Below are 13311 nucleotides of genomic sequence, written 5' to 3' on the forward strand. Positions count from 1 at the left end.
AACACAACAACTATGAAACAACTGTTTGACGAGGTTTCTTACTCTTGTAGTAAGTTGGTAACCCAAAAGTATAGCACTTCGTTTTCGTTAGCTACAAAAATGCTTTCACCAAAAATACGATCGGCTATTTATAATATTTATGGTTTTGTCCGTTTTGCTGACGAAATAGTAGACTCTTTCCATGAATATGACAAGGAACTTCTATTAAATAAATTTGAAGAAGATTATTACGCATCTAAAGCGCAAGGCATTAGCCTTAACCCTATTTTGAATGCATTTATCCATACGGTGAATCAATATAAAATTCCCGATCATTTAACTCAGGCATTTTTAAAAAGTATGCGTGCCGATTTGCATAAAACCGAATATACTACCGACGAAGAATACAAAGCTTATATCTATGGTTCTGCCGATGTTGTTGGCCTTATGTGTTTAAAAGTTTTTGTAAATGGAAACGACGAGCAATATGAAGATCTAAAAGAAGCCGCAAAACGTTTAGGTTCTGCATTTCAAAAAGTAAATTTTTTAAGAGATTTAAAAGATGATATTAACGTTTTAAACCGTTCATATTTTCCGAACATAAACCTTAAAGAGCTCGATGCCATTTCAAAAAATATCATTATTCAAGATATTGAATCTGATTTTGAATTTGCTTATAAAAACGGTATCTTAAACCTACCTGTTGAAGCTAAATTTGGAGTGTACATGGCTTATAGATACTATAGAAAATTACTTAAAAAACTTAAAAACACGCCTTCAGAAAAAATTATAAATACTCGAATCAGAGTATCTAACCCAATGAAGATGAATCTACTAGCTCGAAGCTACGTAAAATATAAGCTAAATTTAATGTAATGTACTATTGGTGTGTGTTACTCTTTTTATTTCAGAACTCGACACCAGAACACATTGTTGAGTATCATGATATTAAAAATAAAACTCAAGAAATAGAATACATAACAAAATATATAAAAAGTAATAGCACAGATATTCAAGCCTATGTTATTTCTTTAGAAATGAAACAAGCAGAATATAAAGTATTACCATGGCAAAAACTTAACACCTTTAACAAGGGAAAAACTAAGCTTGAGCAATTGATAATAAAAGATCCAAAAAACGCGAACTTAATATATGTGCGTTTGGTTATACAAGAACAATTACCCAAGATGTTAAATTATAATTCGGATATAGAACATGACAAACAGTTTTTATCAGAACTATTAAAAATTAAAGACAACAGCGATTACTTGGATACATACATTTTAAATTACACAACCCTATGATCATTTTAACCTATATACTCACAACATTAATCACCTTTATAATTATGGAAGGTGTTACTTGGTGCACACACAAATATATTATGCATGGGTTTGGTTGGTTTTTACACGAAGACCACCACCAACCGGGATACCCACATGTTTTCGAAAAAAACGATGCGTTCTTCATCATTTTTGCAACGCCTAGTATTCTATTGTTCTTTTTCGGGATTCGACCAGAACTTAATTTTTTATTCTTTATTGGCTTAGGTATTTTATTATATGGCTTAGCTTATTTTTTAATCCATGATGTGTTAATACATAGACGTTTTAGTTGGTTTAAAAACACTCAAAATTGGTACTTACGCGGCTTAAGAAAAGCGCATAAAATACACCACAAACACTTAGACAAACCAGACGGCGAATGCTTCGGGATGCTTTTTGTTCCTTTAAAATACTTTAAAAAAGTACAATAATGCCATACTTATATCTCATATTAACATTAGGGAGTTTAAGTATTCCCTTGCTATATAGTGTTTTTGAAAAAAAATTTCACTTTATACAATACGCTAAAAGTGCCTTTTTAAGCATTTTAATAGTGGCAATACCTTTTATAATTTGGGATGTTCTTTTTACAAAATTTGGCATTTGGGGATTTAACGATTCCTACCATTTACCAATTGCAATTTTAGGTATGCCAATAGAAGAGTGGTTATTTTTCTTCTGTATTCCTTATGCCTGTTTGTTTACGCACGAAGTTTTAGCCTATTATTTACCAAATTTTAAACTCTCGAAAACAGCAACCATAATAAGTGGAGGTTTAATACTCATTCTAGTATTTGTTTTATTGTTATTTCATTTCGGGAAATGGTACACAACTTTAAATTTTATATTTTTTATGGTGCTTTTAATTTATGGTTTAAAATTTCATTTGGAAGTATTACAACGTTACTTCTTAAGTTTTTTAATCATTTTATTACCGTTTCTTTTAGTAAACGGAATACTAACAGGAAGCTTTATAGATGAACCCGTTGTATGGTATAATAACAACGAAAACTTAGGTTTTAGAATTTTCACGATACCATTTGAAGATATTTTTTACGCCTTCACCTTATTATTTTCAGTACAATTAATTTTCAATTCATTTAAACAAAAAGCACATGGAAAATAACAAACTAGTAAGATTCACTATTTTTTTGTGCATAAACATTTTAGCACTTGGTGTTGGTGTTCTCTTGATGGATAACGGACAAACATCACCTTGGTACGCCTCCTTAAACAAAGCCCCTTGGACACCAGAAGGATGGGTTTTTGGGGCTGCTTGGACCACGATTATGATAAGTTTTGCTGTTTACATGGCAGCGCTAAGCCTTAATTTTCCGTTTGGCTTTAAACCTTTAATGAAGCTCTACGCTTTGCAATGGTTTTTAAATGTATCATGGAATTACCTATTCTTTAATCAGCACCAAACGCTAATCGCTTTAATTTTTATTGTTTCACTATGGTTATTAATAGGTTATTTCACCTTCAACTATATAAAAACGGTAAAGTATTACACCCTATTTATAGCTCCATATTTAATATGGATGACGATTGCAACAAGTCTAAACGTCTACATTGTATTTAACAATTAAAACAAAAACTCATGGCTAGAAAAAAAAATATTACAGCAGAAAAAATAATAGATTTATACATGTCTGCTTTATTGACAGACGAGAACATACCAAAAACAGTGTATGCATTTGCACATGCTAACAATTTTGAAGAAAACGATTTCTATAAATATTTTAGCAATTTTGATGTTTTAGAAAAACATATATTTTCACTTTTTTGCGAAAACACTTTGGCGCTATTAGTAGAAAATGAAGATTATACGCATTACGCACCAAAGGATAAGTTATTAAGCTTTTATTTCACCTTTTTCGAAATGCTAAACGCAAACAGATCTTATGTTTATTTAAAATTAGCACAAAATAAAAATAAGCTAGAAGCCTTAAAGCTATTATCTAAACTTAGGTCAACTTTTCTTAAATATATAGAAAGTGAGATTTACACCCATAGCGTAGATCTAAAAAACAAAACACTGAATTCTCTAAATAAAAAGGGCGCCAACGAAACCGCTTGGGCGCAATTATTATTCACCATACAGTTTTGGTTGGAAGACACATCACCAAATTTTGAAAAAACAGATATTTTCATAGAAAAATCGGTACAAGTTAGTTTCGATTTAAAAGAAATAAAACCACTAGAAAGTGTTTTAGATTTTGCAAAGTTTCTTTGGAAAGAAAAAACAATGTCCACATGAAAACAATAGACAAAATACCAACATCAAAAATACAACGTGCCACTAAACTAGTGAGTACAGGCCTAAAAGTTGGCGTAAATTACGCCAAATATTATGGTGAGAAAATGGTAAAAACAGAGGCTGAAGCTAAAGATAATTTAAATGAAGCCAATGCTACCGATATATACGATGGTTTAAAAAACCTGAAAGGCTCCGCTCTAAAAGTAGCTCAAATGTTAAGCATGGAGAAAAATATTTTGCCCAATGCTTATGTAGATAAATTTTCTTTGTCGCAATTTTCTGTTCCGCCTTTATCAGCACCACTAGTTGCTAAAACATTTAAAAAATATTTCAAAAAAACACCATCGGAAGTTTTCGATACGTTTACAGCAGAATCTGTAAATGCAGCCAGTATTGGTCAAGTACACAAGGCCACAAAAGGAGACAAAAAACTTGCCGTTAAAATTCAATACCCAGGTGTTGCAGATAGTATTTCATCAGATTTGGCTCTTGTTAAACCTATCGCTTTACGTATGTTCAATATTAAAGGTGAAGGTACCGACGATTATTTTAAAGAAATCGAGAATAAACTTATAGAAGAAACAAACTATACGCTCGAACTTCAGCAAAGTATTGAAATATCTGAAGCTTGCAAACATATTCCGAATTTAAAATTCCCGAAATATTACGAAGAATTTTCATCTAACAAAATCTTAACAATGGATTGGATGGACGGACTTCATATTTCAGAATTCACAAAACAGAATAATAATCCTGCGGTTTCAAATAAACTTGGTCAGTCTTTATGGGATTTTTACATGTTCCAAATGCATACCTTAAAAAAAGTACATGCAGATCCCCATCCTGGTAACTTTTTAGTATCGCCAGAAAATGAGTTAGTCGCTATCGATTTTGGTTGTATGAAAGAAGTTCCGCTAACTTTTTACACGCCTTATTTTGAGTTAGCTGAAAAAGAAAACATCGAAGACCCAGCTTTTTTTGAAGCGAAATTATATGAATTAGAAATTTTAAAACCAACGGATACATCCGAAGAAATTGTGTTTTTTAAAACCTTATTTCACGAAATGCTATCGCTTTTCACAACGCCTTTGCAACAAGAGGTTTTCGATTTTTCAAATCCTACATTTTTCAACAAAATAGCAGAGCTAAGCACTAAATACGCACAAAGCACAGAACTTAAAAAAATGAATGGTAATCGTGGCTCGAAACATTTCATATATATCAATAGAACATTTTTCGGATTGTATAATTTAATGCACGATTTACAACCAAACCATATTATAATAAACAATTATAAAACCTTATAAATGTATTTTAACCGTAACGATATAGACCAACTCGATCACATTTATAAAATAAACCTAATTAATAGTATTACGGGCTATAAACCTGCAAATTTAATAGCGACAAAATCTAAATCAGGAGTAACAAATGTTGCTGTTTTTAGCTCCGTAGTGCATTACGGTTCTGCCCCACCTATTTTAGGTTTTGTACTGAGACCAACTACGGTAAGGCGCCATACTTTCGATAATATTATAGAAACAGGTTATTACACCATTAATCATATTAACGAAGCGATAGTTGAAGATGCTCATCATACATCTGCCAAGTACCCTAAAGATGTTTCAGAGTTTAATAAAACAGGATTAGAGGAGGAATACAATAACGATTTTTATGCGCCTTTTGTAAAGCAATCGACAATAAAAATGGGTATGACATTTTTACAAAAAATAGATATAGAAGCAAATGGTACTATTTTAATTTTAGGTGAAATAACAGATTTATACATTAACGATGATCTTGTGGAGCATGATGGTTTTGCAGACTTAATGAAAGCTAACACAGCTGTTATTAATGGCTTAGACACTTACGCCATACCAACTAAAAATAAAAGATTAACCTACCAAAGACCTAAATAAATAATTATGAAAAAACTAGTCATTATTGGTGGCAGTAAAGGTATTGGCCAAGCCATTATAAACACCTTAAAAGACACGTATAGCATTGTAAACATAAGCCGTACGGCAATAGAAACATCTTCTACAATTACGCAACACACTTTAGATGTTTTAGAAGATGAGTTACCAGAAATAGATAGCATAGACGCTTTAGTTTATTGCCCAGGAAGTATCAATCTAAAAGCACTATCTCGCTTAGAATTAGACGACTTTAAAAACGATTTCAACATTAACGTTTTAGGTGCTATAAAAACTATAAAACATTATGAAAAAGCTCTAATAGAAGGTCGTGGAAGCGTGGTTTTATTCAGTAGTGTAGCCACACAAATGGGCATGCCTTTTCACGCTAGTATTGCAACAAGTAAAGCGGCTTTAGAAGGTTTAACAAAATCGTTAGCAGCAGAATATGCAACAAAAATACGTTTCAATATTATTGCGCCAACTATTACAGACACACCATTAGCTTCCAGACTATTACGTAATGAAAAACAAAGAGAAACCATGAGCGAACGCCACCCATTAAAATCTATTTTAGATCCTAATGAAGTAGCTGCACTAACCAAATACTTGTTATCTAGCGATGCTAAATCAATTTCCGGACAAACATTCCCAATAGATGCGGGAATAACTAGTCTAAAACTCTAAGTTTTTATTATGATTAATATAAAAAAACATTCTGGAATTTACACCTTAGAGGCTACACAAGAAATCGACATTCCGCTACATGAAGCTTGGTCTTTTTTTAGCTCTCCTAATAATCTAGAAAAAATCACTCCTTCAGAAATGGGTTTTAAAATCACATCTGAAGTTGATAAAAAGGCTTATGCCGGACAAATAATAACTTATAAAGTTGGTATTCTTCCAGGTATAAAAACAAATTGGGTTACAGAAATAACACAAGTTGAACACGAATCTTTCTTTATAGACGAACAGCGTTTTGGTCCATACAGGATGTGGCATCATGAACATTGGTTTTACAGCCAACCTGACGGAAAAACATTAATGAAAGATAAAATCTCATATAAAATACCTTTTGGAATTTTAGGTGATTTAGCTCAAACTCTTTTCATAAAAAAACAATTAAAAGGTATTTTCGAATACCGTTATAAAACCTTAGAAACCTACTTTAATGGAAAATAAAATAACTCTATTTTGGTTTCGACGCGACTTAAGACTAGAAGATAACACGGCTTTACATTATGCTCTAAAATCGAGTAATAATGTATTACCTATTTTTATTTTTGATGATGATATTTTAGACTCACTACCTAAAGACGATGCTAGGGTTTCCTTTATTCACAACACTCTAGAAAACATAAACAAAGAACTTACCGAGTTTAGATCGAGCCTTGTTGTAAAAAAAGGCTCGACTCTAGTAGTTTGGAAAGCTCTAATTGAAGAGCATAACATTGAGCGTGTATTTTTTAATAAAGATTACGAACCTTACGCCATAAAAAGAGACCTTGAAATCTCAAAATTATTAAAATCTAAGGGCATAGAAACAAAGTCGTTCAAAGACCAAGTAATTTTTGAAGAAAACGATATTCTAAAAAACGATAATACCCCATATACAATATATACACCATTTAAAAATAAGTGGTTAAAAAAATTCGATGAGAAAGCAGATGTATTAAATTATGAGATTGATAACACTCGATTTCACAAGATTAATTTAACTTTTCCTTCTTTAGAAGATATTGGATTTACTAAAAGTAAAATACTAGTAAAACCATATAATTTAACGGCTTTAGATCGCTATGATGAAGTCCGAAATTTTCCAGCACAAGATCAAACATCATACCTTTCACCACATTTAAGATTTGGACTTGTTAGCACCAGAAACATGGTGAAATTAGCATTAAAAACAAATGCTATATTCTTAAGTGAACTTATTTGGCGCGAATTTTTCATGCAAATCCTCTTTCATTTTCCTAAAGTAGTTACCGAAAATTTCAAACAAAAATACGATGCGATACCTTGGAGGAATAACGAAGCAGACTTTAAAGCTTGGTGCGAAGGAAGAACGGGCTACCCCATGGTAGATGCAGGTATGCGCGAATTGAACAAAACGGGATATATGCATAATCGTGTACGCATGATTACTGCCGGATTTCTATGTAAACACCTTTTAATAGATTGGCGTTGGGGCGAAGCATATTTCGCTGAAAAGTTGCTAGATTACGAACTCTCTGCAAATAACGGAAATTGGCAATGGGCTGCTGGCACAGGTTGTGATGCCGCACCTTATTTTAGAGTTTTTAACCCTGCCGAGCAGTTGAAAAAATTTGATAAAGATGCTATTTACATACGCCGTTGGGTTGAAGATTATGATGAATTAACCTATCCGCAACCTATGGTCGAACATAAATTTGCACGAGAACGTGCTATTTCTACATACAAAAAAGCGCTAAACCCTTAATTAAGGTTTAGCGCTTTTTCATTATTAACAATGGACTAAAACTGTTCTGTTTTATACAATATAAGCCTTTGCCCCATCTAATGCTTTTGTAATACCATCTGGATTTTTACCTCCAGCAGTTGCAAAAAATGGTTGTCCACCACCACCACCTTGAATATGTTTACCAAGTTCACGAACTACTTTCCCAGCATTTAAGCCTTTACTCGCAACTAGTTCTTTCGAGATGTAACAAGATAATAATGCTTTTCCGTTTTGTTCGGTTGCAAATAATAAAAATAAATTATCAAACTGCGATCCTAAATCGAAAGCAACATCTTTTAATCCGCCAGCATCCAAATCTAATTTTTTGGCTAAAAACTGAATGCCGTTAATTTCGGCTAATTCACTTCTTAATTCACCTTTTATATTTTTAGCTTTATCTTTTAATAAACCTTCAATTTGCTTTTTAAGATTGTTGTTTTCATCTTGTAAATTCTGAAGTGCTTTTACAGGCTCTTTAGCATTGTTAAGTAAATCTTTCATTTCGAAGAATGTTCTGTTGTTTTCAGAATAAAAATCTTTTACAGCATCGTTAGTGATAGCTTCAATTCTTCTAATTCCAGCTGCAACAGCACCTTCCGAAACTATTTTAAAATGCCAAATATCACCTGTATTTTTAACGTGTGTTCCACCACAAAGCTCAATAGATTGTCCAAAACGAATAGCACGAACCGTATCGCCATATTTCTCTCCAAACAAACTCATTGCACCATCAGCAATAGCTTCTTCTTTTGGTACATTTCTTTTTTCAACTAAAGGCAACTTACCTTCTATTCTGGCATTTACAAAGTTCTCTACATCTTGCAATTCTTCTGTTGTTAATTTAGAAAAATGCGAGAAATCAAAACGCAAATACTTAGAGTTTACAGCCGATCCTTTTTGTTCTACATGAGTTCCTAAAATCTCTCTTAAGGCCTGATGTAATAAGTGTGTTGCTGTATGGTTACTCTCCGTACGATTACGCTGTTTTTCATCTACTACCGCTTTAAAGTTTTCGTTAATATGCTTTGGTAAATTTTTAGCAAAGTGAATAATAACGTTACTTTCTTTTTTAGTATCTAAAATATAAACCACATCGCCATGGGCGTCTTCCAAATAACCTTTATCTCCAACTTGCCCTCCGCCTTCTGGGTAAAACGGTGTTAAGTTAAATACTAACTGATACATTTCGCCATCTTTTTTAGAAACAACTTTACGGTATCTTGTTAATTTTACATTAGCTTCAAGCGAATCATAACCAACAAATTCTTCTTCAGAATCGTTACTTAAAATCGTCCAATCGTCTGTAGACATTTCACTAGCTGCACGCGAACGATTCTTTTGCTTTTGTAATTCTTCATTAAAGCCCTTTTCATCTAACTTCAATCCTTTTTCAGAAAGAATAAGCGCCGTTAAATCTATAGGAAAACCATAAGTATCATATAATTCGAAAGCTTTCTCTCCCGAAACTGTATCACCTTTTGTAGTTTCTACAATTCTATTTAATAACACCAAACCTTGATCTAATGTTCTTAAAAATGATTGTTCTTCTTCTTTTATAACATTTTCAATAAGTTGTTTTTGAGCTTTCAATTCCGGGAAAGCATCTCCCATTTTTTCGCTTAAAACAGTAACTAATCTATAAATAAAAGGTTCTTTTTTCTCTAAAAATGTAAATCCGTAACGTACAGCACGACGTAAAATTCTTCGAATTACATAACCTGCTCCAGTATTACTTGGCAACTGGCCATCTGCAATTGAAAACGCTACGGCACGAACGTGATCGGAAATCACACGAATGGCAACATCTACCTCTTCGTCCTTATTATATGTTTTATTAGTAACCGCTTCAATTTCGCGAATAATTGGCGTAAACACATCGGTATCATAATTAGATTGAACACCTTGTAAAACCATACAAAGACGTTCAAACCCCATACCTGTATCAATATGCTTATCTGGTAAAGCCTCTAAACTTCCGTTCGCTTTTCTATTGTATTGCATAAAAACTAGGTTCCATATTTCAACCACTTGTGGATGATCCATGTTTACCAAATCTTTACCCGAAATTTTAGCTTTTTCTTCCGCAGAACGAATATCTACGTGTATTTCACTACAAGGACCACATGGTCCTTGATCGCCCATTTCCCAAAAGTTATCCTTTTTGTTACCTTTTAATATACGATCTTCAGAAATATATTGTTTCCAAAAATCGTAAGCTTCGGTATCCATACCTAAATTATCGTCGTCGTCACTACCTTCAAAAACAGTAACGTACAAGATATCTTTATCTATGCCATAAACATCAACTAAAAGTTCCCAAGCCCAAGCAATAGCTTCTTTTTTAAAGTAATCGCCAAAACTCCAGTTACCAAGCATTTCGAATAATGTATGGTGGTAAGTATCATAACCAACTTCTTCTAAATCGTTATGCTTTCCAGAAACACGCAAACATTTTTGCGAATCGGTAATTCTATTATTTTTAGGCTGGGCGTTTCCAAGAAAATATTCTTTAAAAGGCGCCATCCCTGCATTTACAAACATAAGGGTTGGATCATCTTTTAAAACCATGGGAGCCGATGGCACAATACTATGCTTTTTATCTTCAAAAAAACTTAAAAACTTAGCGCGGATGTCTTGAGACTTCATATATAAAATATTCTCTTTTCAGTTATTTTCTATTAATTACAAAACAATTTTTATCTTTACTTTTCAGTTAAAAAAACTACAAACAGCGGTTTTATTATTCTATTAATAATAAATGATTAGCTTTGTTCGTTCTGCTTTTAAAATTTAAAGCACTGAAACAAAAATTGTAAAGCGCAAAAATAGTATAAAAATAGTAATGAGTAAGGTAAAATATTATTACGATTCTGATTCACTTTCTTACAGAAAGATTGAGCGCCGAAAAAGAACGACGTTTAAGTATGCTTTTATGTTTATTTTAGCATCGGCACTCTTTGGTTTTTTGTTCGTTTTTATAGCAAGTCAATACGTAGAATCGCCCAAAGAACGGTCTCTCGCAAGAGAATTACATAACATGCAATTGCAGTATGAATTGCTGAATAAAAAAATGAACGAAGCCGAAAACGTTTTGGCTAATGTTGCCGATAGAGACAACAATATTTATCGTGTTTATTTTGAAGCTAACCCAATTCCGGAAGCACAACGACGCGCTGGTTTTGGTGGAATTAACAGATATAAAAACTTAGAAGGCTTTGATAACTCTAAACTTATTATTGAAAGTAATAAGCGTTTAGATATTTTACAAAAGCAAATTGTTGTGCAATCTAAATCGCTAGATGAAATTGCTGTACTTGCTAAAGAAAAAGAAAAACTGCTAGCAGCAATACCAGCTATTCAGCCCGTGAATAACAAAGATTTGAAACGTATGGCCTCTGGTTATGGTATGAGATCGGATCCTTTTACAAAGGCTCGAAAAATGCACTGGGGTATGGATTTTACAGCTCCACGTGGCACGCCTGTTTACGCTTCAGGTGATGGTATTGTGGTTCGTGCAGATTCTGGATCTACAGGTTATGGAAACCATATTAGAATAGATCATGGCTTTGGATACATTAGTTTATATGCGCATTTATACAAATACAATGTGCGAAAAAATCAAAAAGTACAACGTGGTGATTTAATTGGATTTGTTGGTAGTACTGGAAGATCGGAAGCACCACATTTACATTACGAAATTTTTAAAGACGGCGACCGCATAAACCCAATGAACTTCTACTACGGAAGTTTAACTGCGGAAGAATACAGCAAACTTTTAGAACACGCTTCATTAGAAAATCAATCTTTAGATTAATGCATATAGATTTACCAGAAAAGCGATACTATGCTATTGGAGAAGTGGCCAAAGCCTTTGGCGTGAACACCTCTTTAATACGTTTTTGGGAAAAAGAATTTGATGTCCTTAAACCTAAAAAAAATGCAAAAGGCAACCGTAAATTTACACCAGAAGATGTTAAAAACTTAAAATTTATCTATCATTTGGTGAAAGAGCGAGGCTTTACGCTAGAAGGTGCGAAAACACATTTAAAGGAAGAAAAAAAAGAAGCACTAAGCAACTTTGAAATTATTAATACTTTAGAGAATATTAAAACGCAACTTATCAAAATAAAAGAACATCTTTAAGTTTCAACTAAAGATGTACTGAAGTTAAACTAAATTTTATGTGTTAAAACAGTAACTTTTTAAGAAATATTGGGTCTAACATATTGAGAACTAAAATCAACATTCAAATTATTTTATCATGAAAAAATTTTTACCATTAATTATAATTGCAATTCTTGCCATTGGCGCATACTCTTGGGGTAAAGGATTTAACAATACCGCTGTAACTTTAAAAGAAACAGCAACTAAAACTTGGGCAAATGTAGAAAGTAGCTACCAACGTAGAAACGATTTAATTGGCAACTTAGTAAAAACAGTACAAGGTGCAGCTGATTTTGAAAAAGGGACATTACAAGCCGTTATAGAAGCACGAGCTAAAGCAACTTCTATTACTATAGACCCAACAAATATTACACCAGAACAATTAGCAAAATTCAACCAAGCACAAGGCGGCTTATCTGGAGCTTTAAAAAGTTTATTAGTAACTGTAGAGCGCTATCCTGATTTAAAAGCAAATCAAAACTTTTTAGAATTACAAAGTCAATTAGAAGGTACAGAAAACAGAATTAACGTTGCTAGAGATCGCTTTAACGAAACCGTAGAGCCATACAATATGCATATTAAAACGTTTCCTAATTCCATATTAGCAGGTTTATTCAATTTTGAACCATTAAATTATTTCAAAGCTGAAGCTGGAAGTGAAAAAGCACCAGACGTAGACTTTGAATTCTAATAAACGCATCTATTATATTTAATATTTCACCAAAGTAAACAAAACGAGCATGTCTAATAAAGTTGAAGCATTTTTAACAAGCGAAGAAGAACAAGACATTGTTGAAGCTATTCGTTTAGCCGAATTAAATACATCTGGAGAAATAAGAGTTCATATTGAAAACACTTCTAATGGCGATGCTGCACATCGAGCTTTAGAAGTGTTTCATTATTTAAAAATGGACAACACAAAATTGCAAAACGGTGTACTTATTTACGTCGCTATAGACGATAAAACATTTGTAATTTATGGTGATGAAGGTATAAACAAAGTTGTTCCAAAAAACTTTTGGGACAGCACAAAAGATGTGATGCAATCGCACTTTAAATCTGGTAATTTTAAGCAAGGTATTATTGAAGGTATTCAAAAAGCCGGCGAACAGTTAGAATCTTTTTTCCCTTGGAAACATGATGATATCGACGAATTATCTAACGAAATCTCAAAAGGATAGTGAA

General features: G+C 32.8%; 16 protein-coding genes. 15 read left to right on the plus strand and 1 reads right to left on the minus strand.

What is annotated here, in order from left to right; genetic code table 11:
• The first annotated feature begins 12 nt into the window (after positions 1-12).
• The 11 genes from DFQ06_RS08545 to DFQ06_RS08595 are packed head-to-tail and all read left to right on the plus strand — an operon-like array spanning position 13 to position 7941.
• Positions 13-855, plus strand: a complete 843-nt coding sequence (locus DFQ06_RS08545) for a phytoene/squalene synthase family protein (protein WP_042502677.1) — start codon at positions 13-15, stop codon at positions 853-855.
• Positions 855-1283 (plus strand): hypothetical protein, encoded by a 429-nt coding sequence (locus DFQ06_RS08550; RefSeq protein ID WP_133967247.1) that lies wholly within the window; start codon positions 855-857, stop codon positions 1281-1283. The genes DFQ06_RS08545 and DFQ06_RS08550 overlap by 1 nt, the downstream gene beginning before the upstream one ends.
• Positions 1280-1735 (plus strand): sterol desaturase family protein, encoded by a 456-nt coding sequence (locus DFQ06_RS08555; protein ID WP_042496748.1) that lies wholly within the window; start codon positions 1280-1282, stop codon positions 1733-1735. Before DFQ06_RS08550 ends, DFQ06_RS08555 begins: the two co-directional genes overlap by 4 nt.
• Entirely contained in the window at positions 1735-2430 is a 696-nt protein-coding gene (locus tag DFQ06_RS08560) for a lycopene cyclase domain-containing protein (RefSeq protein WP_133967249.1), read from the plus strand. The genes DFQ06_RS08555 and DFQ06_RS08560 overlap by 1 nt, the downstream gene beginning before the upstream one ends.
• A complete protein-coding gene (locus tag DFQ06_RS08565) occupies positions 2420-2893 on the plus strand; it encodes a TspO/MBR family protein (protein WP_133967251.1) in 474 nt (157 codons plus the stop codon). The genes DFQ06_RS08560 and DFQ06_RS08565 overlap by 11 nt, the downstream gene beginning before the upstream one ends.
• 11 nt (positions 2894-2904) lie before the next feature.
• A complete protein-coding gene (locus DFQ06_RS08570; RefSeq protein WP_133967253.1) occupies positions 2905-3564 on the plus strand; it encodes a TetR family transcriptional regulator C-terminal domain-containing protein in 660 nt (219 codons plus the stop codon).
• Positions 3561-4871 (plus strand): ABC1 kinase family protein, encoded by a 1311-nt coding sequence (locus tag DFQ06_RS08575; protein ID WP_133967255.1) that lies wholly within the window; start codon positions 3561-3563, stop codon positions 4869-4871. The genes DFQ06_RS08570 and DFQ06_RS08575 overlap by 4 nt, the downstream gene beginning before the upstream one ends.
• Positions 4872-5483 (plus strand): flavin reductase family protein, encoded by a 612-nt coding sequence (locus DFQ06_RS08580; RefSeq protein ID WP_133967257.1) that lies wholly within the window; start codon positions 4872-4874, stop codon positions 5481-5483. It abuts the gene before it with no gap.
• 6 nt (positions 5484-5489) lie between these two features.
• Positions 5490-6167, plus strand: a complete 678-nt coding sequence (locus DFQ06_RS08585) for an SDR family NAD(P)-dependent oxidoreductase (RefSeq protein ID WP_042496738.1) — start codon at positions 5490-5492, stop codon at positions 6165-6167.
• A 9-nt stretch (positions 6168-6176) separates the two neighbouring features.
• A complete protein-coding gene (locus tag DFQ06_RS08590) occupies positions 6177-6662 on the plus strand; it encodes an SRPBCC family protein (RefSeq protein WP_042496736.1) in 486 nt (161 codons plus the stop codon).
• Positions 6652-7941, plus strand: coding sequence for a cryptochrome/photolyase family protein (locus DFQ06_RS08595; RefSeq protein WP_133967259.1), 1290 nt, complete (start codon positions 6652-6654; stop codon positions 7939-7941). Before DFQ06_RS08590 ends, DFQ06_RS08595 begins: the two co-directional genes overlap by 11 nt.
• 51 nt (positions 7942-7992) lie before the next feature.
• On the opposite strand, the gene alaS is transcribed toward DFQ06_RS08595, so the two are convergent.
• Positions 7993-10608, minus strand: a complete 2616-nt coding sequence (alaS, locus tag DFQ06_RS08600) for an alanine--tRNA ligase (RefSeq protein ID WP_133967261.1) — start codon at positions 10606-10608, stop codon at positions 7993-7995.
• Between the two features lie 196 nt (positions 10609-10804).
• Between alaS and DFQ06_RS08605 the strand changes: the two genes are divergently transcribed.
• The 4 genes from DFQ06_RS08605 to DFQ06_RS08620 all read left to right on the plus strand — a co-directional run bounded on the left by DFQ06_RS08605 (position 10805) and on the right by DFQ06_RS08620 (position 13307).
• Complete coding sequence (locus DFQ06_RS08605; protein WP_042496732.1) at positions 10805-11776, plus strand: M23 family metallopeptidase; 972 nt, start codon at positions 10805-10807, stop codon at positions 11774-11776.
• On the plus strand, positions 11776-12105 hold the full coding sequence (locus DFQ06_RS08610) for a MerR family transcriptional regulator (protein ID WP_042496730.1): 330 nt from the start codon (positions 11776-11778) through the stop codon (positions 12103-12105). Before DFQ06_RS08605 ends, DFQ06_RS08610 begins: the two co-directional genes overlap by 1 nt.
• Positions 12106-12223: 118 nt before the next feature.
• Positions 12224-12817, plus strand: coding sequence for a LemA family protein (locus tag DFQ06_RS08615; RefSeq protein ID WP_042502666.1), 594 nt, complete (start codon positions 12224-12226; stop codon positions 12815-12817).
• 49 nt (positions 12818-12866) lie between these two features.
• Positions 12867-13307 carry a TPM domain-containing protein gene (locus tag DFQ06_RS08620; RefSeq protein WP_042496726.1) on the plus strand — a complete coding sequence of 147 codons (441 nt, stop codon included), beginning with the start codon at positions 12867-12869 and terminating at the stop codon, positions 13305-13307.
• Positions 13308-13311: the final 4 nt, after the last annotated feature.

Origin of the sequence: Algibacter lectus, from assembly GCF_004368925.1 — a bacterium.
GTDB lineage: Bacteria > Bacteroidota > Bacteroidia > Flavobacteriales > Flavobacteriaceae > Algibacter > Algibacter lectus.

Coding starts and splice junctions, on each gene's coding strand:
- DFQ06_RS08545 (WP_042502677.1), top strand. CDS start 13: ATGAAACAACTGTTTGACGAGGTTTCTTACTCTTGTAGTAAGTTGGTA.
- DFQ06_RS08610 (WP_042496730.1), top strand. CDS start 11,776: ATGCATATAGATTTACCAGAAAAGCGATACTATGCTATTGGAGAAGTG.
- DFQ06_RS08575 (WP_133967255.1), top strand. CDS start 3,561: ATGAAAACAATAGACAAAATACCAACATCAAAAATACAACGTGCCACT.
- alaS (WP_133967261.1), bottom strand. CDS start 10,608: ATGAAGTCTCAAGACATCCGCGCTAAGTTTTTAAGTTTTTTTGAAGAT.
- DFQ06_RS08560 (WP_133967249.1), top strand. CDS start 1,735: ATGCCATACTTATATCTCATATTAACATTAGGGAGTTTAAGTATTCCC.
- DFQ06_RS08570 (WP_133967253.1), top strand. CDS start 2,905: ATGGCTAGAAAAAAAAATATTACAGCAGAAAAAATAATAGATTTATAC.
- DFQ06_RS08620 (WP_042496726.1), top strand. CDS start 12,867: ATGTCTAATAAAGTTGAAGCATTTTTAACAAGCGAAGAAGAACAAGAC.
- DFQ06_RS08555 (WP_042496748.1), top strand. CDS start 1,280: ATGATCATTTTAACCTATATACTCACAACATTAATCACCTTTATAATT.
- DFQ06_RS08585 (WP_042496738.1), top strand. CDS start 5,490: ATGAAAAAACTAGTCATTATTGGTGGCAGTAAAGGTATTGGCCAAGCC.
- DFQ06_RS08605 (WP_042496732.1), top strand. CDS start 10,805: ATGAGTAAGGTAAAATATTATTACGATTCTGATTCACTTTCTTACAGA.
- DFQ06_RS08550 (WP_133967247.1), top strand. CDS start 855: ATGTACTATTGGTGTGTGTTACTCTTTTTATTTCAGAACTCGACACCA.
- DFQ06_RS08565 (WP_133967251.1), top strand. CDS start 2,420: ATGGAAAATAACAAACTAGTAAGATTCACTATTTTTTTGTGCATAAAC.
- DFQ06_RS08615 (WP_042502666.1), top strand. CDS start 12,224: ATGAAAAAATTTTTACCATTAATTATAATTGCAATTCTTGCCATTGGC.
- DFQ06_RS08595 (WP_133967259.1), top strand. CDS start 6,652: ATGGAAAATAAAATAACTCTATTTTGGTTTCGACGCGACTTAAGACTA.
- DFQ06_RS08580 (WP_133967257.1), top strand. CDS start 4,872: ATGTATTTTAACCGTAACGATATAGACCAACTCGATCACATTTATAAA.
- DFQ06_RS08590 (WP_042496736.1), top strand. CDS start 6,177: ATGATTAATATAAAAAAACATTCTGGAATTTACACCTTAGAGGCTACA.